17 protein-coding genes are annotated in these 20,726 nt (G+C 68.2%); 6 read left to right on the top strand and 11 right to left on the bottom strand.

Features of this window, described 5'->3' with window-relative positions; translation table 11 throughout:
* Positions 1–104: 104 nt before the first annotated feature.
* Positions 105–1,619 (bottom strand): serine hydrolase, encoded by a 1,515-nt coding sequence (locus QO011_RS36010; protein WP_307283405.1) that lies wholly within the window; start codon positions 1,617–1,619, stop codon positions 105–107.
* Positions 1,620–1,836: 217 nt separating this feature from the next.
* On the opposite strand from QO011_RS36010, the gene QO011_RS36005 reads away from it, so the two are divergent.
* A complete protein-coding gene (locus QO011_RS36005) occupies positions 1,837–2,418 on the top strand; it encodes a dienelactone hydrolase family protein (protein ID WP_307283402.1) in 582 nt (193 codons plus the stop codon).
* 52 nt (positions 2,419–2,470) lie between these two features.
* Here the strand turns inward: QO011_RS36005 and QO011_RS36000 are convergent, their stop codons facing one another.
* The 9 genes from QO011_RS36000 to QO011_RS35960 form a co-directional block, all read right to left on the bottom strand.
* On the bottom strand, positions 2,471–3,469 hold the full coding sequence (locus tag QO011_RS36000; protein ID WP_307283400.1) for a 4-hydroxyproline epimerase: 999 nt from the start codon (positions 3,467–3,469) through the stop codon (positions 2,471–2,473).
* A gap of 28 nt (positions 3,470–3,497) precedes the next feature.
* Positions 3,498–4,343 carry an ABC transporter permease gene (locus tag QO011_RS35995; protein WP_307283398.1) on the bottom strand — a complete coding sequence of 282 codons (846 nt, stop codon included), beginning with the start codon at positions 4,341–4,343 and terminating at the stop codon, positions 3,498–3,500.
* The gene (locus QO011_RS35990; protein ID WP_307283396.1) at positions 4,340–5,188 is read right to left on the bottom strand and encodes an ABC transporter permease; all 849 of its coding nucleotides are present in this window, start codon (positions 5,186–5,188) and stop codon (positions 4,340–4,342) included. The genes QO011_RS35995 and QO011_RS35990 overlap by 4 nt, the downstream gene beginning before the upstream one ends.
* A gap of 13 nt (positions 5,189–5,201) precedes the next feature.
* Positions 5,202–6,305: a quaternary amine ABC transporter ATP-binding protein gene (locus tag QO011_RS35985; RefSeq protein ID WP_307283393.1), complete on the bottom strand. Its 1,104-nt coding sequence runs from the start codon at positions 6,303–6,305 to the stop codon at positions 5,202–5,204.
* Positions 6,306–6,393: 88 nt separating this feature from the next.
* Complete coding sequence (locus QO011_RS35980; RefSeq protein ID WP_307283390.1) at positions 6,394–7,245, bottom strand: glycine betaine ABC transporter substrate-binding protein; 852 nt, start codon at positions 7,243–7,245, stop codon at positions 6,394–6,396.
* Positions 7,246–7,325: 80 nt separating this feature from the next.
* Positions 7,326–8,672, bottom strand: a complete 1,347-nt coding sequence (locus QO011_RS35975) for an NAD(P)/FAD-dependent oxidoreductase (protein WP_307283389.1) — start codon at positions 8,670–8,672, stop codon at positions 7,326–7,328.
* Complete coding sequence (locus QO011_RS35970) at positions 8,669–10,186, bottom strand: aldehyde dehydrogenase (RefSeq protein WP_307283386.1); 1,518 nt, start codon at positions 10,184–10,186, stop codon at positions 8,669–8,671. Before QO011_RS35970 ends, QO011_RS35975 begins: the two co-directional genes overlap by 4 nt.
* A complete protein-coding gene (locus tag QO011_RS35965) occupies positions 10,179–11,090 on the bottom strand; it encodes a dihydrodipicolinate synthase family protein (protein WP_307283383.1) in 912 nt (303 codons plus the stop codon). Before QO011_RS35965 ends, QO011_RS35970 begins: the two co-directional genes overlap by 8 nt.
* A complete protein-coding gene (locus QO011_RS35960) occupies positions 11,087–11,800 on the bottom strand; it encodes a GntR family transcriptional regulator (protein ID WP_307283379.1) in 714 nt (237 codons plus the stop codon). The genes QO011_RS35965 and QO011_RS35960 overlap by 4 nt, the downstream gene beginning before the upstream one ends.
* Positions 11,801–12,153: 353 nt before the next feature.
* On the opposite strand from QO011_RS35960, the gene tkt reads away from it, so the two are divergent.
* From tkt to QO011_RS35935, 5 genes are all read left to right on the top strand, one after another.
* The gene (gene tkt / locus QO011_RS35955; RefSeq protein ID WP_307283376.1) at positions 12,154–14,160 is read left to right on the top strand and encodes a transketolase; all 2,007 of its coding nucleotides are present in this window, start codon (positions 12,154–12,156) and stop codon (positions 14,158–14,160) included.
* Between the two features lie 10 nt (positions 14,161–14,170).
* Positions 14,171–15,127: a deoxyribose-phosphate aldolase gene (gene deoC, locus QO011_RS35950; protein ID WP_370882061.1), complete on the top strand. Its 957-nt coding sequence runs from the start codon at positions 14,171–14,173 to the stop codon at positions 15,125–15,127.
* Between the two features lie 7 nt (positions 15,128–15,134).
* Complete coding sequence (locus QO011_RS35945) at positions 15,135–17,546, top strand: aldehyde dehydrogenase family protein (protein ID WP_307283374.1); 2,412 nt, start codon at positions 15,135–15,137, stop codon at positions 17,544–17,546.
* 67 nt (positions 17,547–17,613) lie between these two features.
* Positions 17,614–18,591 (top strand): substrate-binding domain-containing protein, encoded by a 978-nt coding sequence (locus QO011_RS35940; RefSeq protein WP_307283372.1) that lies wholly within the window; start codon positions 17,614–17,616, stop codon positions 18,589–18,591.
* A 74-nt stretch (positions 18,592–18,665) separates the two neighbouring features.
* Positions 18,666–19,442, top strand: coding sequence for an SDR family NAD(P)-dependent oxidoreductase (locus tag QO011_RS35935; RefSeq protein ID WP_307283370.1), 777 nt, complete (start codon positions 18,666–18,668; stop codon positions 19,440–19,442).
* Positions 19,443–19,449: 7 nt separating this feature from the next.
* Here QO011_RS35935 and QO011_RS35930 read toward each other — a convergent pair whose 3' ends face one another.
* Entirely contained in the window at positions 19,450–20,391 is a 942-nt protein-coding gene (locus QO011_RS35930) for a sugar-binding transcriptional regulator (protein ID WP_307283368.1), read from the bottom strand.
* Between the last annotated feature and the right edge of the window lie 335 nt (positions 20,392–20,726).

Here is a 20,726-nt window from a genome sequence, read left to right as displayed (position 1 = left end):
GCCTGGCAGGCTGACGGCTTGACCAATGTCCGCCATGACGAGATGGCCGCCCCGGTGCCCACAAGAGACATGTGAACAGACACGGTAAAGACCCGGATTGTTCCCTATTGAACGCGCTTTGCAATGTGATCCGCACCATTCTGGTGAAGGGTCACCTGCGTCGCGCTGACCGAGTTCTCGACATCGAATGTCAGGACGGCATCGACGACCCTGTAGAAGAAATCGCGGTCGCTCTCGGGGAAAACCTCGAACCGATCCTGGCCCGTTGCCTGGGCAAACAGGTGGCCTTCCTCCCTGGAGACGTGGATCAGGACTTGGGGCGACAGTTCATAAGTCCCGACCAACCTGTCCAGCACGTGCGGATCGACCGCGATCCGCTGCCGCGTCCTGGGCTGACCGGCCGACCAGCCATACTCGACGGCGATGCTGCGCATGATCTCGCCCGCCAGTTCCCAGCCGCGTGCGCCGTTCGTCATGACGACGGCGCCGTCGCCATTCTCGAACGCGACCATCGAGCTCACGAATCCGTCATTGACGCCATCGTGGAGAAATCGTCGATCCGGCGAAGCCCCGCGGACGACAAGACCCAGCCCGTAATCACCGAAACCGGGCGTCAGCATCTGGATGGCCGTCGCCTGGGACAGGACGGACGTGTTCCGGCCGGCCCAGGCGTCGAGCAGGGCCAGGGCAAAGCGCGCGAGGTCCGTCGGTGTCGTCCACAATCCCGCGGCGGCGAGCTCGGGATAGATATGCGCACCGCCGGGCACCGGCGCGCCATTCGCCCGGTAGGGCGTTGCTGCCGATTGCGCCTCCTCTTTCGGCAGCGGCTGCAGGAAGCTGCTGTGGGTCATCCCGAACGGCTTGAGGACAAGCTCTGCAACCAGGTCCGGAAACGGCTTGCCGGTCACGTCGATCAGCACTTGCTGCATGATGGTGTAGCCGCCGCCCGAATACTGGAACCGCGTCCCCGGCTCGTGGCCGACGACGATCGGAGCGGTGTTCGCGGGCGGCGCGCCGTTGAGAACCTCGACGAGAGAGGGGACGGCCTCGCCGGCCGCATATCCCGGAAATCCATGCACGGTTATGCCGGCCGAATGATCCAACAACCGCCTGAGCGTGACCTTGGATTTGTCGGTGTAGGGATTGGCAGGGACCTTCCAGCTCTTGAGAAGGAGGTCGACGTCACTGTCGAGATCGAGTTTTCCGGCTTGGGCCAATGCAAGCGCGGCGACCGCCGAGACCGGCTTGCTGATCGAGCCAGCCTGGAACAATGTCTCCGGCCGCACCGGCGGACCATCGATGCCGACGGACCCGAAGCCGCGGGCCTCGATGGCGCCGTCATGCAACACCGCGATGCTGACGCCGGGAACCTGCAGCTCCTTCATCCGATCCGCGAGCTTCTTCGGGGCTTCGCCGGCAATGACGACGGCAGGCCGCAGGCCGTTGACGATGCGTTGCATGCGCTCCTCGAAATCGCCGCCTTTGCCTGCGGCGGCGCTGTCCTGCGCCAATGAGGCCGGTGAGATCAAGACGCTTCCCATGGTGGCGAGCAAGGCCCGACGACTGAGGCCGGCGATCGTTGGCCGGGGCCGCGGCAGGCAGCGGATGGGGCGCGACATGGGCGCGATTCTATCAGAAGGCCCGACGTCCGCCAGGGGGCGAGCCCATGGCAAGTCCGGCCATGCTCGACACTATCGCCTGCCTCATCGAAGCCGCCAGCCGCGAAGCCGACGCGGCCTGAGCGCTGGTGATCGAGCGGGCCACCGGCGACTCGCCGCGCCATGATGGGGTAGAGTGGTGGAGCCCGCATCCGACCGTCCGATCCGGAGGCTGTCCATGGCCGAGGTCCTGCTGTTCCACCATGCCCAGGGTCTGACATCGGGCGTGCGCGCCTTCGCCGACGACCTGCGAGCCGGCGGCCACGCCGTGCACACGCCGGATCTGTTCGAGGGACGCACCTTCGCCAGCATCGCGGAAGGCCTCGCCCATATCGAGACGATCGGATTCGAAGAGCTGAGCGAGCGCGGCGTCCGCTGCGCCGACGACCTGCCCGCCGGCCTGGTCTATGCCGGCTTCTCCTTCGGCGTCCTGCCGGCGCAGAAGCTCGCCCAGACGCGGCCCGGCGCCCGTGGCGCGCTGCTGTTCCATTCCTGCCTGCCGATCCGCGGCGAATGGGCCATCGGCCCGTGGCCGGACGGTGTCCCCGTCCAGATCCACGGCATGGACGCGGATCCGATCTTCGTCGGCGAGGGCGACATCGACGCGGCCCGCGACATCGTGGCAACGGCCAAGGACGCGGCACTCTTCCTCTATCCCGGCGACCGGCACTACTTCGCCGACGACTCGCTGCCGTCCTACGACGCTGAGGCGACCGCGCTGCTCACCAGCCGCGTGCTCGCGTTCCTGGCGCGCGCCTGAGCTATCGCCTCTGCACGGACCGACGCCGGATGCCCGGTGCTGCCTTCAGCGGTCATGCCAGTTGAAAACCGTGGGCAAGGGGATCCCGGTCGTCGACGAAGATGGTGTTGTGGCCGGTCACCCTGGCCCAGGCTGTGATGCTCGGCCTGATGCCGCCATGGGGCCCGACGCTGACGGGCTCGTCGACGCGGCCTTCGAAGATCGTCCCGATCAGGCTCTCCGCCCTGTAGACATCGCCGATCTTCAACCGGCCCTTGCCGTGCAGCTGTGCCATCCGCGCGGACGTGCCGGTCCCGCCCGGCGAACGGTCGATGGCCTTGTCGCCATAGAAGACGGCGCAACGGCCATCCGCCACGTTGCTGCGAGGGCGGTCGCACCAGATCACATGGTGCACGCCGCGGATCCCTTCGTCCTCGGGATGCACGGGATCGCAGATGGGCGCGAGAGCATCGCGAAGCCGTTGGCTGGCGCCGACGATCTCCTCCGCCCTGATATCGTCCAGCCCGGGCCAGGTCTCCTGCGGTTCGACCACCGCATAGAAGTTGCCGCCATAGGCGATATCGACGACCAGTCGCCCCATGCCGGGAACGTCGACGGTGACATCGGCGGCGTGGAGATAGCTCGCCACGTTGAACATGCGCACGGTTTCGACGAAGTCGCCCGGCTTTTCATAGGTGATGTCGACGCGCCCCGCCGGCGTCTCGATGGCCAGCCGTCCCGGCACGCGCGGCTCGACCAGCCCTGCCTCGATCGCAGCAGTCACGATGCCGATCGTTCCGGCGCCGCACATCGGCAGGCAGCCGCTCACCTCGATGAACAGCACGGCGAAATCGCAGTCGTCGCGATAGGCGGGGTAGATGATGCCGCCGGACATGATGTCGTGCCCGCGCGGTTCGAACATCAGCGCCCGCCGGATCCAGTCATGGTCGCGCACGAAGACCTTGCGCCGCTCCGCGATGGGCAAATGGGGCAGGAGCGGCCCACCGCCCGCCACGAGGCGAACGGGATTTCCGCAGGTGTGGGCATCGATGCAGAAGAAACTGCGTCTCATGAGGCAGACCTCGAGTTTGATGCGGATATCAGGTCCGGGGCGCCGTCTGGCCGCGCTGCAGCGCCCCGCGGGTCAGGCGGTCGAACAGCAAGGCCACGGCGACGATGGCGAGGCCGGCGCGAAGGCCGAGCCCCATCTCCATGCGCGTCAGGCCTCTCGTGACCTCGGCGCCGAGGCCGCCCGCCCCGACCATGCCGGCCAGCACGACCATGGCGAGCGACAGCAGGATGCACTGGTTGAGGCCGACGAGCAGCGTCGGCTTGGCCAAGGGGAGCTCGATCTTGACCAGGATGGAGCGCGGCGGCGCGCCGATCGCCTGGCCGAGCTCCAGGAACTCCTTCGGGACCTGGCTCAAGGCGAGGGTCGTCAGGCGCAGCATCGGCGGAACGCCATAGACGATGGTCGCGATCACCGCCGGCACCCTGCCGAGGCTGAAGAAGATCACAGCCGGGATCAGGTAGACCCAGGGCGGCACGGTCTGCATCATGTCCAGAAATGGCCGCACGGCCGCTTCGACGCCCTTGAAGCGCGACGCCAGGATGCCGAGCGGAAATGCGATCAGCACCGAGATGGCGACCGAGACCGAGACCAGCGCGATCGTCTGCATCGAGGCCGTCCAGAGGTTGGCGACGAGGCAGAACCCCAAGGCAAGGGCCGCGAGGATCGCCACCCCGACATTCGCCAGAACGAAGGCCAGCGCCACCACGACGGCGATCAGCACGAGGGGCGGTGGGAAGAGCAGCGCCGTTTCGATGCCGCCCAGAACGGCTTCGATCAGGGCGCTGATGGCCATGAACAGCGGGTGCAGGCTGGCGTTGAGCCAGTCGACCACCGGCGCCAGGTAGGTGCCCGGCGAGAACTGGACGGGGTTCATGTCCTGCCTCCGGCGTTCAGGCGGACGGCGCTTTGCGTCAGGCGGTCGAGCACCATGGTGAGGATGACGATGGCGATGGCCGCATCGATCGACTTGGCGATGTCGAGCGTGCGGATCGCGCCGTAGATGGTCTCGCCGAGGCCGCCCGAGCCGACGATGCCGGCGATGACCACCATGCCGAAGGCCATCATCAGGCTCTGGTTGATGCCGGCCATGATGCTCGGCATGGCAAAGGGCAGACGGATCTTCCAGAACATCTGCCACGTCGTCATGCCGGTCGCCTTGCCGAGCTCGATGAACTCCAGCGGCGTCATGCGAATGCCGAGAGACGTGAGGCGCAGGGCCGGCGGCAGGGCAACGATGATGGTCGCGACCAGCGCCGTCGCCGGCCCATATCCGAGCAGGCCGATGGCCGGGAGCAGATAGATGTAGGGCGGCAGGGTCTGGACCAGATCGAGAATCGGCTCGAGAAGCCGGTCGATGGCCGGGACAAAGCCGGCGACCACGCCGCCCGGTATGCCGACGGCAAGGGCGAGCACCGTCGCGGTCACGACCAGCGACAGGGTGCCGACGGTCTGCGGCCACAATCCCATGATCGCGCAGAAGGCGAGTGCGAGCCCAGCCAGGGCCCCGAACCAGATATTGACGAGCCGCGCCCCGGCGACGGCGACAATGATCGCGACCACGTAGAAGGGTGGGAGCGAAATCGCCCACAGGATGCCGTCGTAGAGGCCCTCCAGCACCTTGCGGGCAAGGTCGAAGACGACCTCGCCGTGATCCCCCAGCCATTCCAGGGCCGCGTCCGTCACGCTGTCGAAGCCGTCTGCAAAGCCTGAGATGTCCATGGCTCCGCGCTCCTCAGGCCCGCTTCTGCTCTGCGGCGGGCTCGTTGGTCTGCGCGCCCTTGACGCCCCGCAGCAGGCTGCGCGGGGTGACGACGCCGACGATCGAGCCTCGTTCGACGACGGCGACGCCGTCGCGGGCGGAGTTCATGGTCAGGTCGATCAGTTCGTCGATATCCGCCTCGGGACCGGTCTGAACCAGCGAGGCGACGTCCTCGGCTGGATGGGCGCGCTGATAGTCGCTGACCGGATCCATGACCGAATGCGCTTTGATCAGGTGCAGCCGCGAGATCCCTGCCACGAACTCCGCCACATAGCCGTCGGCGGGCTCGAGGATGATCTCCTCGGCCGTCCCGACCTGGATGATCGCCCCGTCCTTCATGATGGCGATGCGGTCGCCGATGCGGATGGCTTCGTCGAGGTCGTGCGTGATGAACACCGCCGACTTGCCGAGGGCCTTGGTGAGCTGGCGGAACTCGTCCTGGAGCTGGCGCCGGATCAGCGGATCGAGCGCGCTGAACGGCTCGTCCATCAGGATGATCTCCGGGTCCGCCGCGATGGCGCGCGCCAGGCCGACGCGCTGCTGCATGCCGCCCGACAGCTCGCGGGGATAGCGCATCAGCCAGTCGGCGAGGCCGACCCTGGCGAGGGCCTGCTCGGCCGTGCGCTGGCGCTCCGCCTTGGCAACGCCCTGCACCTCGAGCCCGAAGGCCGCATTCTCCAGCACGGTCCGATGCGGGAGCAGGGCGACGCTCTGGAACACCATGCCGATATGGCGGGCCCGCATCCGGCGCAGCTCGGGGCCGCTCAGCGCGGACATGTCCTTGCCCTTGACCACCACCGTGCCGAGGCTCGGATCGATCAGCCGGTTGAGCAGCCGGATCAGCGTGGACTTGCCGCTGCCCGACAGGCCCATGATGCAGAAGATCTCACCCCGACGGACGTGCAGGCTCGCGTCGGATACGCCGACGACGCAGTTGAACTCCTGCAGGACCTGCTTCTTGGTGAGGCCGCGCTCGGCGATCGCCTTGATCGCCGCCGGCGCTTTGGCGCCGAAGATCTTCCAGACGGACTGGCAGTCGACCAGCACCTCGTCGCTCTTCAAAGCTGCGGCTGTCATGTTCATGCCCATCGGGTTGCTGCGCGATCGCGCTCAACGGGCCGGCAGGCCGCCCGGCCCGGAGCCAGGCGGCCAGCCGGTTGCGTCGCTACTGGGACTTGATGTTCTCCCACCGCTTCATGAGATCGGCGTGGGCGTCGATCCAGGCTTTGACGGCGTCGTCCATCGATTTGCCGTCCTTGACGGCGCTGTTGATGGCGGCGATGTCGTCAATCGGCACATAGACGCTGCCGATGACCTCTCGGGCATGAGGATAGTCGGCGGCGAAACCCTTGTGGCCGATCCAGTAATAGCTCTGCGGCGGCGGATAGACGCCCTTCGGATCCCTGAGGAACTTCACGTCATATTTCTGGGCCATCCAGGAGGGCGTCCACAGGGTCACCGCAACCCATTCCTTGCGGTCGATCGCCGACTTGAGCGCCGCCGTCATCGCCGCCGTGCTGCCTTCGAGAAGCTGCAGCTTGAGGCCGTAGTCCTTGACCGCGTTGGCCGTGTCGCGCATCAGGCCCGACCCCGGCTCGATGCCGATGATCTTGCCGCCGAACTTGTCGGCGTTGTCGTTGAGCTGGTCGGTCGTGTCGATGGTGACGTATTTGGGAACCGCGATCCCCTGATAGAGCCCATGCGAGACGGGCGAAAGCTTTTCGAGCTTGTTCTTGTTCTTGTCCCAGTAGTCCTGGGCGACATAGTCCGTCTGGGATGCGAGAATCTGGATATCGCCCTTGGTCAGGGCGGCGTAGGCGATGCCCCATTCCGAGAACTGGGTCACCTTCACGGTATAGCCGGCGTCCTCGAGCACCTTCTTGGTGATGCCGGTGATGGGGGTCAGATCCTCCCAAGAGAGAGTTCCCATCGAAATGGTCTTCTCCTCAGCATGCGCGGACAGCATGGTCATCCCGACCATTGCGGCAGCACAAATTGCTTTCCACAGCGTTTTCATGGCTCATTCCTCGTTGATGGTTCCAATTATTGTCGAAAGCCGATCTTTGTTTCGACTTTCTCTATTACGAGGTCGAACGATCAACCTTCGCGTCCGGCTCGCAATTCCTGGAATCGAATGACTGCGCTTGCTCCGAGCGACGTCAACGGCTCGGGCGGAAGCCGGCTTGGCGGCGGCTGGTTTCTGTAGTCCTGGAGGATTTTCGAAGAGGCGCCGGTCGCAAGATCGGCGGCCATGATGCCTGCCAGCGTGCTCTTGACCGTGCCGAGCCCGTTCTCGCAGCAGGCCGAGTACAGGTTCTCCTCGACCTCGCCGAAGGCAGGGACGTGATTGCGGCTGAGGCAGAGGGCGCCCGCCCAGCTGAACTCGAACGGCACATGCGCCATCCCGGGAAAGCGGGCGTCGAACGACCGACGCTGCTCGGCGGCGATCCCCGCCACGCGCGCATCCGGGACCTTCAGGCGCTGGTCGCAGGTGAAGCGCGTCCGGATCACGATGCGGAAAAGCCCGCCGGACGCGATCTTGCGGACGGTCGCGCCCATGGGGTCCGCCGGCAGCAGCGCCCACCGCTCCGCCCCGCTCGCCGTCGGTCCGCCCTCCTCGTGCGGGAAGGCGGCCGTCATCGAGGCATAGGTGAAGATCTGCAGCAGCCGTCCCGAGAAATGGCCGAAGTCGACGATGTGGCCGTTGACGCCGAGGATCACCTTCGGCGCGACGACGGCCCCCTTGTGCGTCCGGGCCTTCCACGCGCCGCCCTCGCGCGCAAGCCCGACCACCGGCGAATGCTCGAAGAGATCGATCCGGGAGCCGAGGCCCGCGGCAAGGCTGCGGATATAGTCCGCGGGCTGGATCAGAACCGCCCCCGGCGTGCGCAGGCCGCCGCGGTAGTAGCGCGATCCGGTGATATCGCGCATCTCGGCGTCGTCGAGCAGCTGGTGTGCTTCGCCGATCCGGCTCAGCGACCGCGCATAGCTCTCGTTCAGCGTCATCCCGCGCGGCGTCGCCGCGGCATTGATCTTGCCGGAGGGATCGAAGACCTCCCTCGACATGGCGTACTCGGCTGCGGCATCCGCCGCGAATGCGATGGCGAAGCGATTCTGCGCGATTTCGAGCGCCGTCGCCGCGTCGTCGGCTGCCGAGTAGTCGCCAGCCGCCAGATTGTGCGGGACATCGATCATGAAGCCGGAGTTCCGGCCCGCCGTTCCCTTGGCGATTTCGTGCGCGTCGAGGACCACGATCGTCTGATCGGGCAGGAGCTGGGACAGCCTGCGCGCCGCGGACAGTCCGGCAAAGCCGGCTCCGATGATGAGCCAGTCGGCGGTGATCGGCCTCTCAAGCGTCCGGATGGGAGCGGCGCGTGTGCTGATCGCCTCCCAGCCGGAGGTTCCCGTGTTGACCGGGAGGCGCCTGATCGGCCGCTCGGTCATCGCACCGTCTCGTCGACAGACCGGTCGGAAACGTCGATCCAGATCGTCTTCAGCTCGGTATACTGGTCATGCGCGAAGATCGACTTGTCGCGCCCGCCGAAGCCGGACTCCTTGGTGCCGCCGAAGGGCGTGGTCGCGTCGCCTTCGCCGAAGCAGTTGACGGTGACGACACCGGCGCGGATTTCCCGCGCCAGCTTGATCGCCTTGCGCAGGCTTCCCGTGTAGACCGACGCCGCGAGGCCGTAGGCGGTATCGTTGGCGAGGGCGACGGCCTCGGACAGGCTGTTGAACGTCGTGACCGAGAGGACGGGTCCGAAAATTTCCTCCTGGAACAGGCGGCTGTCGCGCCCGACGCCGTCGACGACGGTCGGCTCGACATAGATCCCGTCACGCGCCCTGCCGCCGTGGACGACCGAGAGCTTCTCGGTGACGGCCTGGCCGAGATAGGACTTCACCTTCTCGAAATGGGCCGGGCTGACGAGCGCTCCCACCCGGTTCTCGGGGTCGAGCGGGTTGCCCATCTTCCATTCGCGGATATAGGCGCCCATCCGGGCAAGAAGCTCGTCCTTGACCGAGGCCTGGACGATCAGGCGCGAGGTCGCCGAGCAGTTCTCGCCCATGTTCCAGAAGGCGCCGTTGACGACCTGCTCGGCCACGAGGTCGAGGTCCTCGGCGTCGTCGAGCACGACGGCCGGGTTCTTGCCGCCGCATTCGAGCACGACGCGTTTCAGGTTGGACTCCGCGGCATAGTGCAGGAAGCGCCGGCCCGTGAGCGTCGACCCGGTGAAGCTCACCATGGCGACGTCGTTGTGGCGGCCGATGGGCTCGCCCGCATCCTTTCCGGTGCCGGTGACCACGTTGAGGACGCCGGCGGGGATGCCGGCCTCATGGGCGAGCTCGGCCACGCGCAGGGCGGTCAGCGACGTCTGCTCCGCCGGCTTGACGATCACCGAGCACCCGGCCGCCAGCGCCGGCCCGATCTTCCAGGCGAGCATCAGCAGCGGAAAGTTCCAGGGCAGCACGCAGCCGACGACACCGATCGGCTCCCGCACGACCAGCGTCAGCGCGCTCGACCCGACGGGCGCCGTGTTGTCGTAGATCTTGTCGATCAGCTCGGCATGCCAGCGAAGGGTATGGATCGTATCCGGGATGTCGATCGTCTGGCATTCGCGGACGGGCTTGCCGCTGTCGAGGCTCTCCATCACTGCTAGCTCGTGCCGATTGCGCTCGAGCAGCCTGGCGAAGGCGAGGAGCACGGCCTTGCGCTCGCCCGGCGAGCGCAAATGCCAGCGCCCGTCGTCGAAGGCTTGCCTGGCCTTGCCGACGGCGTAGTCGACATCGGCGGCATCGCAGGCGGCGACCTCGGCCAGAAGCTCGCCGGTTGCGGGATTTCGCGTTTCGAAAGTCTTGCCGGAGGCGGAAGGACGAAAAGCGCCGTTGATGAAGGCGTTGGACGGGAAGGATATCGTTCCGGCCAGCGCCGCGTATTCCGCTGCGGTCAGAAGATCACCCATTGTTCGCTCCGGACGTGACTTGCGCAACGGTGCGCTTCAGCGTGACGACCACCGTCTGCAGGGCGCGCTTTTCTTCGGAATTGAGAGGGCGAAGCGGTGACCGCACAGTCCCGACGTCGAGGCCGATCAGCTCGCATCCGAACTTGATCGACTGCACGAACTTGCCGCCGTCGAGGAAACTCATGAGCGGCAGCATCGCCGACATGATGCGGCGACCCTTGTCGAAGTTCTTCTCGAGGACACAGGCCTCGTAGAGGGCGACATGCTCGCGAGGCAGGAAATTGGAGCCGGCGCAGACCCAGCTGCGGGCGCCCCAGGCGAAGAACTCCAGGGCCTGGTCGTCCCAGCCGCAGGACAGGCCGATATGCGGGAACTCGCGCGCCAGGAGATGGACGCGCCCCATGTCGCCGGAACTTTCCTTGATGGCGACGACGTTCTTCGATTTGCCGACCCGGGCGAGATAGTCCTCGCCCATCGAGACGCCCATGCGTCCGGGATAGTTGTAGAGCATGATCGGCAGATTGGCCGCCCGGTCGATCGTCAGGGCGTGCACGGCATTCTCGCGTTCGGTCGGCAGCGCGTAGGGCGGCGAGGTGACCAGGATGGCGTCCGCGCCGATGGCCCGCGCGGCCTTCGCATAGGCGACAGAGTCCTCGGTGCGCGTCGCCCCGGTGCCGACGATCAGCGGCAGCCGCGTGCCGATGACGTCCTTGGCGTGGGCGGCGAGGTCGAAGCGCTCCTGGGCGGTGTGCGCATAATACTCACCGGTCGAGCCGCCGATGATGATGCCGTGGATCTTCGCTTCGATCAGTTGCTCCAGCACCTCAGCGAACGCTTGTCTGTCGATCTGCCCGTCCGGCGTCAGCGGCGTCACCGCGGGCGTGTAGATGCCCTCGAATCTCAAGACGTCTTCTCCATCGATGAGGTGGTGGGTCCATCGACGAGCGCGTCCGCCTTCAGCCCTTGCGGCGCGATGAACATCTCCATGTTCTCCCGCGACAGTTCCCAATGCTCGAAGACGAGGTCGACGACGGCGTCCTCGTCGTGCCGTTCGATGGCCGCGATGAAGCCGTCATGATGCTGGACGGCCAGCGTCAGCCGTTGGCGCATGTCGTCGTTGCGCGGCCGGAAGAAGGTGTGGCCAATGCGGGCATGGTCGATCAGCAGCCGGCCGAGGCTCGGCTGCAGATAGACGTTCCGCGACATCTCACCCATGATCTCGTGGAACCGGTTGTTCTCGAGGACCATCGCGGACGCGTCGCCCGCGTTGCTGGCGGCGCGGAAACGCTCCTGCGTGGTGCTGAGGTCCGAGAGCTGCGGCCTGGTAAAGTTCTGGACCGCCAGCCGCCCGATCGCCGCATAGACCATCGGCGCGACCAGAAAGAAATGCCGCAGCGTCGAATGGTTCATCGGGATGACGCGAGCGCCCTTGTTCTCGCGGATGTCGATGTAGCCCTCGCCGGCGAGGCGCCGGAAAACCTCGCGCACGGGCGTGCGGGAGAGCCCGTAACGCTCGCACAGGACCATCTCGTCGAGATCCGCGTCCGGCTCGAGCTCCATCGTCAGGATCTGCTGCTTCAGATCGTCGTAGAGGCTGCTTTTGCTGCTTTTCACGAGGAACCTCCCGTCTTGAGTGGCTGCCGACGCTCGAGCCCGACGGTTGGGGCGTGGGCGTCATTCGCACGCGTCCTCCCTCGAGTCAATGAAATTGTATTCTTTGTGTATTCAAAAAAAATACTCGAAGAATGCAGGTGCCGATGAGAGCAGCCTGACGCGGGCGTTGGTGCCCTCGGCCCTGTTCGAACAAGGCGATCAGCCGCTCCAATGAGCACCGAACGCGCAGGCCGACGCGCATCTCTCAGGTTTTATGCAATAAATTTCTTTATATCGATGTTATTGCAATTTCCGTACGGCACCGCTTTACTCCCACCCGATCCGCGGCAGCGGAGCGTGACGAGGAGGCGATCGTGGTCGAGACCGAGGCAGCCGGCGGCATCCGGCGCATGGCGCATGCGCTGCGCTTCCTGGCGGCGGACGCGGTGGAGGCGGCGAAGTCCGGCCATCCCGGCATGCCGCTGGGGATGGCGGACCTGGCCGCGGTGCTGTTCTCCCGGCACCTCAAGTTCGACGCCGCCCGGCCGGACTGGGCCGACCGCGACCGCTTCGTCCTGTCGAACGGCCACGGCTCGATGCTGCTCTACGGCCTGCTGCATCTCACCGGCTATCCCGGCGTGGGCCTGGACGAGCTGAAGCAGTTCCGCCGGGCGCATGCCCGCGCCGCCGGCCATCCCGAATACCGGCATTTCCCCGGCATCGAGACCACCACCGGTCCGCTCGGCCAGGGCATCGCCACCGCCGTCGGCATGGCGCTGGCCGAGCGGATGATGAACGCCCGCTTCGGCGACGAGCTCGTCGACCACCGCACCTATGTCTTCTGCGGCGACGGCTGCCTGATGGAGGGCATCAGCCAGGAGGCGATCTCCCTCGCCGGGCACCTCAGGCTCTCCCGCCTCACCGTCATCTTCGACGACAACGGCACCACCATCGACGGCCCGACGGCGGTCAGCACCTCGGACGACCAGGTCAAGCGCTTCGAGGCCTCGAACTGGGCTGCCATCGCCGTCGACGGCCATGATCCCGAGGCGATCGACGCGGCGCTGCGCTGCGCCCGCGCCTCCGACCGCCCGACCCTGATCGCCGCGCGCACCCGCATCGGCTTCGGCGCGCCGACCAAGGAAGGCCGTTCCGTCGTCCACGGCTCGCCGCTCGGGGAGGCGGAGCTCGCCGGCCTGCGCCAGGCCCTGGACTGGCCGTATCCGGCTTTCGAGATCCCTTCGGACATCGCCGAGGCCTGGCGCGCCGTCGGCCGGCGCGGCGAGACGGAAAGCGCCGCCTGGCGCCGCCGGCTCGACCAGGCGGAGCCGGCCCGGCGCGCCGAGTTCGAGCGCCGCACCGCCGGCCTGCTGCCGCAGGGCCTGAAGGCGGCGGTCGAGGCCGCCCTCGCAGCCCTGGCCGAGACCCCGCAGGCCATCCCCGTGCGCCAGGCGAGCCGCGACGCCGTCGGGCTGCTGTCCCGGCATATGCCGGAGATGACAGGCGGCTCCGCCGACCTCACCTCCAGCGTGCTCTCCCAGGCCGAGGGCATGAGCCCGCTCGCGCCGGGCGCTTTCGCCGGCTCGCATGTCGCCTACGGCATCCGCGAGCATGCCATGGCCGCCGCCCTGAACGGCATGGCCCTGCACGGGGGCCTCCTGCCCTACGGCGCGACCTACCTGACCTTCAGCGACTATTGCCGGCCGTCGATCCGCCTGGCGGCGCTGATGGGCATCCGCGTCGTCTTCCTGTTCACCCACGATTCCATCGGCGTCGGCGAGGACGGGCCGACCCACCAGCCGGTCGAGCAGCTCGCTTCGCTGCGGGCGATCCCCGGCCTCAAGGTCTACCGCCCGGCCGATGCCGTCGAGGCGTTGGAATGCTGGTACGACGCCGTCGCCGGCACCGGGCCGAGCGTCATGGTCGCCGCCCGCCAGAAGGTCGAGCCGGTGCGTCTCGCGCCGGCGTCGCAGATGCTGTCGCGCCGCGGCGCTTACGTGCTGGCCGAGGCCGAAGGGCCGCGCGACGTCACCCTGCTGGCCACCGGCTCGGAGGTGAGCCTCGCGGTGGCGGCGCGCGACCTCCTCGCCGGCCGGGGCGTCGCCGCGGCCGTGGTCTCCATGCCCTGCTGGGAGCGCTTCGCCGAGCAGCCGGCGGACTATCGCCGCTCCGTGCTGGGCGCGGCGCCGCGCTTTGCGGTCGAGGCCGCCTCGCCCTTCGGCTGGACCCGCTTCGTCCCTGACGAGGACCACGTCTTCGGCGTCACCGGCTTCGGCTTCTCCGGCCCGGGGCCCGAGGTCTATCGCAGCTTCGGCCTCACCCCCGAGGGCATCGCCGCCCGGGTGCTCGAGGCCCTCGGCCGCCCGGCCACGGCCGAATAGGGAAACGGACATGCTCGCCAACACGCCCCGCAACCCCGGCATGCCGCTCGCCCTCGACCTCGTCGAGGGTGCCAGGGCCAATCTCAGCGCCGTCGAGCGGCGCGCGGCCAGCCTGCCGGCGCGCCGCAGCGTCAAGAAGGCCTGGCAGGCGGCCTGGCTGGTGCGCGCCATCGGCCTGATCGACCTCACCACCCTCGCCGGCGACGACACGCCGGCGCGCGTGGCACGGCTTTGCGCCAAGGCGCGCCGGCCGCTGCGCCCCGACCTTACCGAGGCCCTCGGCCTCAAGGCCGCCCCGACCACCGGCGCGGTCTGCGTCTATCCCACCATGGTGGCGCCGGCCGTGGCCGCCCTCGCCGGCTCCGGCATACCCGTCGCCTCGGTCGCGACCGGCTTTCCCGCCGGGCTGATGCCGCTTCCCCTGCGCCTGGCCGAGATCCGCTACGCCGTGGCCGAGGGCGCGCGCGAGATCGACATCGTCATCACCCGCGCCCATGTGCTCGGCCAGGACTGGCAGGCGCTCTACGACGAGATCGTCCAGATGCGCGAAGCCTGCGGCGAGGCCCATCTCAAGGCGATCCTCGCCACCGGCGACCTCAAGTCGCTGCGCAACGTCCACAAGGCCAGCATGGTGGCGATGATGGCGGGCGCCGACTTCATCAAGACCTCCACCGGCAAGGAGGGCGTCAACGCCACCCTGCCGGTCGGCCTCGTCATGTGCCGGGCCATCCGCGCCTATGGCGAGGTCACCGGCCACAAGGTCGGCTTCAAGCCGGCCGGCGGCATCGCCTCGGCCAAGGAGGCGCTGACCTGGATGAGCCTGATGAAGGAGGAGCTCGGCAACGACTGGCTGCAGCCCGACCTGTTCCGCTTCGGGGCGAGCTCGCTGCTGACCGACATCGAGCGCCAGATCGAGCATTTCGTCACCGGCCGCTATTCCGCCGCCTCCCACCACGCCATCGCCTGAAGAGCCCATGCCCAGCGTCAGCGAGATCCTTGAGACCATGGAGTACGGCCCGGCCCCCGAGGCGAACGATGCCGTCCTCGCCTGGCTGGCCGCCAAGGGCGGCCGCACCCGCCATTTCATCGACGGCGCCTTCGTCGACCCCGCCGAGGGCGGCAGCTTCGAGGTGGTCAACCCCGCCAGCGGCGAGGTGCTGATCGCCGCCGCGCAGGGTGGCAAGGCCGACATCGACGCGGCGGTCGCCGCCGCCCGCCGGGTGCTGCCGGCCTGGTCGGCCCTGCCCGGTCATGTCCGGGCCCGCCATCTCTACGCCCTGGCCCGCCTGCTGCAGAAGCGCGAGCGCTTCTTCGCGGTGCTGGAGAGCATGGACAACGGCAAGCCGATCCGCGAGAGCCGCGACGGCGATATCCCGCTGGCCGTGCGCCATTTCTACCACCATGCCGGCTGGGCCGAGGTGCTGGAGGCCGAGTTCCCCGGCCATGAGCCGGTCGGCGTCTGCGGCCAGATCATCCCCTGGAACTTCCCGCTGCTGATGCTGGCCTGGAAGGTGGCGCCGGCGCTGGCCGCCGGCAACACCGTGGTGCTGAAGCCGGCCGAGTTCACTCCGCTCACGGCCGTCGCCTTCGCCGAGCTCTGCCGCGAGGCCGGCCTGCCGGCCGGCGTCGTCAACATCGTCACCGGCGACGGGGCGACCGGCGCGGCGCTGGTCGAGCACCCCGGCGTCGACAAGATCGCCTTCACCGGCTCCACCGAGGTCGGCCGCCTGATCCGCCGCGCCACCGCCGGCACGGGCAAGAAGCTGTCGCTCGAGCTCGGCGGCAAGTCGCCCTTCGTCGTCTTCGACGACGCCGATCTCGACAGCGCGGTCGAGGGCGTGGTCGACGCCGTCTGGTTCAACCAGGGCCAGGTCTGCTGCGCCGGCTCGCGCCTGCTCGTGCACGAGGCCGTGGCCGATCGCTTCCACGCCCGGCTGAAGGCACGGGCGCAGAGATTGCGGGTCGGCGATCCCCTCGACAAGTCCACCGACATCGGCGCGGTCGCCGCCGGCGTGCAGCTCGAGCGCATCCGCAGCCTGGTCGAGGCCGGCCGCGCCGAGGGCGCCGCCTGCTGGCAGCCGGACATCGCCCTGCCGACACGAGGCTTCTTCTTCCCGCCGACCATCCTCACCGGCGTCGCGCCGGCCTCGATCGTGGCGCAGGAGGAGATCTTCGGCCCGGTGCTGGTCACCATGACCTTCCGCACCCAGGACGAGGCGGTGGCGCTCGCCAACAACACCCGCTACGGCCTCAGCGCCTCGATCTGGTCGGAGACGCTGAACGTCGCCCTCGACGCGGCCGCCCGCATCAAGGCCGGGGTGATCTGGCTCAACGGCACCAACATGTTCGACGCCGCCGCCGGCTTCGGCGGCTACCGCGAAAGCGGCTATGGCCGGGAGGGCGGCCATGCCGGCATGGCCGAATATCTGAAGGCGCCCGACAAGGCCGCCCGCAAGGCGCGCAGGGCCGCGCCCGCCGCGGCGGCGGACTTCACCGCGGCCCCGGCGCCGGCCGTCTCGGCCGCCGACGGCGCGGCGCCGCGGCTCGACCGCACCGCCAAGCTTTATGTCGGCGGCAAGCAGGCGCGGCCCGACGGCGGCGCCAGCTACACCGTGTCCGACGCCAAGGGCCGCCCGGTCTCCCAGGCCGGCCTCGGCAACCGCAAGGACATCCGCAACGCGGTCGAGGCGGCTCAGAAGGCGGCCGGCTGGTCCGCCGCCAGCGCCCATGCCCGGGCGCAGGTGCTGTTCTTCCTGGCCGAGAACCTCGAGGCCAGGGCGCAAGAATTCGCCGACCGCATCGAGGCGCTGACCGGCGTCACGCCCGAGGCCGCGGCCGAGGAGGTGGCGCTGGCCGTGCGCCGCCTGACCTTCTATGCCGGCTATGCCGACAAGTTCGACGGCCGGGTGCAGTCGACGCGCAGCCGGCACGTCACCCTGGCGATGAACGAGCCCTGGGGCGTCATCGCCATCGCCTGCCCGGACGAGGCGCCGCTGCTCGCCTTCGTCTCCCTGGTCGCGCCGGCGATCGCCATGGGCAACCGCGTGGTGGTGCTGCCCTCCCAGGCCCATCCGCTCGTCGCCACCGACTTCTACCAGGTGCTGGAGACCTCGGACGTGCCGGCCGGCGTGGTCAACATCGTCACCGGCGAGCGGGCGGCGCTGACCGCGACGCTGGCCGATCACGACGACGTCGACGCGCTGTGGACCGCCGGCGAGCCGGGGGAGATCCGTGCCGCCGAGGAGCGCTCGGCCGGCAACGTCAAGCCGGTCTGGGCCGTCGGGCCCGGCGGCCTCGACTGGTCGAGCCCGATCCATGGGCTGGGCCCCCAATTCCTGCGCCGGTCCATCCAGGTCAAGACCATCTGGGTGCCGTACGGGGAATAGCCCGCCGCCGCATCGCAGGTGCGGCGGACGAGGCCATCGCGAAAGAACGCCTGAAGGGAGAAACGCCATGACATCGCCGAACAAGATCGCCGCCGCCCTGCTGGCCGGCGTCGTGACCAGCCTGACCGGTGCCGCCGCCCAGGCTGCCGACTGCAAGATCGGCATCTCCATGTCGACGCTCAACGCGCCCTATTACGCGGCGCAGGAAGCCGCCGTGCGCGACGAGGGCAAGAAGCTCGGCTGCGACGTCCTGTCCTCCGACGGGCAGCGCGACATGAACAAGCAGATTTCCGACATCGAGGACATGGTCGCCCGCAAGGTTTCCCTGCTGCTCGTCAACCCGCAGGATCCCGAAGGCCTCGTCCCCGCCGTCAACGCCGCGTCGGCGGCGGGCATCAAGGTCGTCGTCATCGACGCCGACCTCAATCCCAAGGCCAATTTCGTCACCCACGTGCAGTCCTCGAATGTCGAGAACGGCGAGCTGGTCGGCAGATGGCTGGCGAAGACGCTGGGCGGCAAGCCGGCCACGGTCGCCATCATCTCCGGCAACCAGGGCAATCCCGGCGGCGAGAACCGGCGCATGGGCGTCGTCCGCGGCTATGTCGAAGGCCAGCTTGCCGGCAGCGGCGTGGCCAAGCTGAACATCGTGGCCCAGGGATGGGGCGGCTGGACGTCCGAAGGCGGCGTGAGCGCCATGGAGGACATCATCACCGCCCATCCCGACGTCAACGTGGTGATCGGCGAGAACGACAGCATGGTTCTCGGCGCCCGCCGCGCCCTGGAGGCCGCCCACAAGCTGGACGGCGTGCTGCTGCTCGCGGCGGCCGACGGCCAGAAGGAAGCCCTCGCCCTGATCAAGGAAGGCAAGTACGGCGCCACCGGCCTCAACGACCCCGACCTGATCGGACGGACCGGCGTGGAGATCGGCATGAAGAGCGTCAAGGGCGAGCTTCCGGCCGAATTCCCCAAGCATTACCTGATCAAGCCGGAAGTTATCTCCAAGGAGAACGTCGACAGATATTACCGGCCCGACTCGGTGTTCTGACCTGTCCGGGGCTGCCGGGCGGCGGGCATTGCCCGTCGCCCGCCTGGTTTTTCGCGCTGCCCATCGAGGGAACGATGTCCTATCTGAAGAAATACGATCTGACCGGCAAGGTCGCCGTGGTGACCGGCGCCGGTCGCGGCATCGGGCTCGCCGCCTGCGAGGCGCTCGAGGAAGCCGGCGCCCATGTGGTGATGACCGACCTCGACGAGGAGCGGGTCCGGACGGCCTGCGCCGGCCTCGCCGCCCGCGGCGCTCGTGTCGAGGCCGCCCAGCTCGACGTCGCCGATCGCGCCGCCGTCGAGCGGCTGCACGACGACCTCCTCGCCCGGCACGGCCGCATGGATATCCTCGTCAACAATGCCGGCATCGCCCTCAGCAACACGCCGGCGGAGACCATGACCGACGAGCGCTGGCTCAAGGTCCTCGACGTCAACCTGAACGGCCTGTTCTGGTGCTCGCGCACCTTCGGGCGGTCGATGCTGGCGGCGGGCAGCGGCTCGATCGTCAATATCGGCTCGATGTCCGGCTTCATCGTCAACAAGCCGCAGGAGCAGGCGCACTACAACGCCTCCAAGGCGGCCGTCCACCACCTCACCAAGTCGCTGGCGGCCGAATGGGCGAGCCGGGGCGTGCGCGTCAACGCGGTGGCGCCGACCTATATCGACACCGAGCTCAACGCCCTCGTCCGGGACGACCCGGCGATGTATGCGGCCTGGATCGGCAACACGCCGATGGCGCGCCTCGGCCGCGTCGACGAGGTCGCCTCGGCCATCCTCTTCCTCGCCTGCGACGCCTCGAGCCTGCTGACAGGCTCGATCGTGCAGGTGGACGGCGGCTACACCTGCTGGTGACCAAGGGTCATCCCAGCAGGGCCTCCGCCGTCGGCGCGTCCGTGCCCAGCATGTTGATCAGGCGGCCGGCGATCCCGGCGCGGATCGCCGGGACCTTGTCGGCTCCCAGCGCCACGGCGAAGCGATGCGGCACCGTGGCGAGCTGCTCCAGGGTGATGGAGAGCGTGCAGGCATCGAGATCCGTCGGCAGGCCCTTGCCGTCCGCGTCGTAGAAACGTGCGCAGATCGAGCCGGCCGCATGGCGCGCGACGATGCCCCGAAGATGGCCCTGCGTGAACAGGCCGTGCTGGAAGGTCGAGGATTCCGGCGTCAGCGCCCCGACGCCGATGACGGCGACCGTCATCCGGTCGAACAGCGAGAAGACCTCGCGGAAGGCCTCCATCCCGCGCAGCGTCTCGGCCAGGGCGGGGCTGTCGACGACGGCCGGCACCGGCAGGATCCAGGAGCGGCCGCCGAGACGGTCCGCCAGCGTCCGGCAGATCTGGCCGGTATGCGTCGCCTCCTCCGCCCGCCCGACGCCGCCGATCAGCGTGACGACGTCGATATGGGCCGAACGCGACCGCCGGGCTTCGGCCGCGACGGCGGCGACGGTCTCGCCGTTCGAGACGCCGATGACGGAGCCGTTGGCGAGGAGATCCTCCAGCGCCCGGCCGGCGGCATTGCCGAGGATCCGGCGCGTCTCGGCCGCGGAGGTCCGCGGCTCGATGACGATGGCGGAGACGAGGCCGAACCGGCGGACGAGCCGGCGCTCCAGGTCGAAGTTGCGGAAGGCGCGCGAAGCGACGCGCACCTCGATGAAGCCGAGCTCCATCGCCTGCCTGAGATAGCGGCTGACGGTCGCCTCCGAGATCTTCAGGTCCCGGGCGATCTCGGTCTGCATCAGCCCCTCCTCGTGGTGCAGCCGCGCGATATGCAGGATGGTCTCTTCGTCGCGAGGGGGGCGGGGCATGGCACGCTTTGCGGATGGAGATCGCCGTTGGACAGGGCCCCTTTCTACGGGAGTCCGAGCACCCTGGGCACCAAGTGCTATAGAGCAAATTATTGCATAATAGCGAACTATTTGCAATTAATATCTTGATTTCGAGAGTCCTGCCACCTATCGTCGCGACCGTCTCGTCCTCCCGGGAGGTTTGACGCCATGGGCCGAAGCCCGTCTCATCTCGTCGCCGCACAGTCCGGGCCAGCCCGGTCATGACGGACCTTGCCAGGCTGACGGCGATCACCAAGTCCTTCGGCGGGGTGCACGCGCTGAAGGGCGTGGACTTCGACGTGCGCGGCGGCGAG

It is taken from the genome of Labrys wisconsinensis, assembly GCF_030814995.1.
Classification (GTDB): Bacteria; Pseudomonadota; Alphaproteobacteria; order Rhizobiales; family Labraceae; genus Labrys; species Labrys wisconsinensis.
Note: the sequence above shows the minus strand (reverse complement) of the source record. Positions and strands in the feature narration are given on the sequence as shown.

What these genes read in the sequence shown, in the direction of transcription:
- QO011_RS35945 (WP_307283374.1), top strand. Translation starts at nt 15,135, where the DNA reads ATGCCCAGCGTCAGCGAGATCCTTGAGACCATGGAGTACGGCCCGGCC.
- QO011_RS35990 (WP_307283396.1), bottom strand. Translation starts at nt 5,188, where the DNA reads ATGGACATCTCAGGCTTTGCAGACGGCTTCGACAGCGTGACGGACGCG.
- QO011_RS36005 (WP_307283402.1), top strand. Translation starts at nt 1,837, where the DNA reads ATGGCCGAGGTCCTGCTGTTCCACCATGCCCAGGGTCTGACATCGGGC.
- QO011_RS35970 (WP_307283386.1), bottom strand. Translation starts at nt 10,186, where the DNA reads ATGGGTGATCTTCTGACCGCAGCGGAATACGCGGCGCTGGCCGGAACG.
- QO011_RS36010 (WP_307283405.1), bottom strand. Translation starts at nt 1,619, where the DNA reads ATGTCGCGCCCCATCCGCTGCCTGCCGCGGCCCCGGCCAACGATCGCC.
- QO011_RS35940 (WP_307283372.1), top strand. Translation starts at nt 17,614, where the DNA reads ATGACATCGCCGAACAAGATCGCCGCCGCCCTGCTGGCCGGCGTCGTG.
- QO011_RS35995 (WP_307283398.1), bottom strand. Translation starts at nt 4,343, where the DNA reads ATGAACCCCGTCCAGTTCTCGCCGGGCACCTACCTGGCGCCGGTGGTC.
- QO011_RS36000 (WP_307283400.1), bottom strand. Translation starts at nt 3,469, where the DNA reads ATGAGACGCAGTTTCTTCTGCATCGATGCCCACACCTGCGGAAATCCC.
- QO011_RS35980 (WP_307283390.1), bottom strand. Translation starts at nt 7,245, where the DNA reads ATGAAAACGCTGTGGAAAGCAATTTGTGCTGCCGCAATGGTCGGGATG.
- QO011_RS35985 (WP_307283393.1), bottom strand. Translation starts at nt 6,305, where the DNA reads ATGACAGCCGCAGCTTTGAAGAGCGACGAGGTGCTGGTCGACTGCCAG.
- QO011_RS35935 (WP_307283370.1), top strand. Translation starts at nt 18,666, where the DNA reads ATGTCCTATCTGAAGAAATACGATCTGACCGGCAAGGTCGCCGTGGTG.
- deoC (WP_370882061.1), top strand. Translation starts at nt 14,171, where the DNA reads ATGCTCGCCAACACGCCCCGCAACCCCGGCATGCCGCTCGCCCTCGAC.
- QO011_RS35930 (WP_307283368.1), bottom strand. Translation starts at nt 20,391, where the DNA reads ATGCCCCGCCCCCCTCGCGACGAAGAGACCATCCTGCATATCGCGCGG.
- QO011_RS35975 (WP_307283389.1), bottom strand. Translation starts at nt 8,672, where the DNA reads ATGACCGAGCGGCCGATCAGGCGCCTCCCGGTCAACACGGGAACCTCC.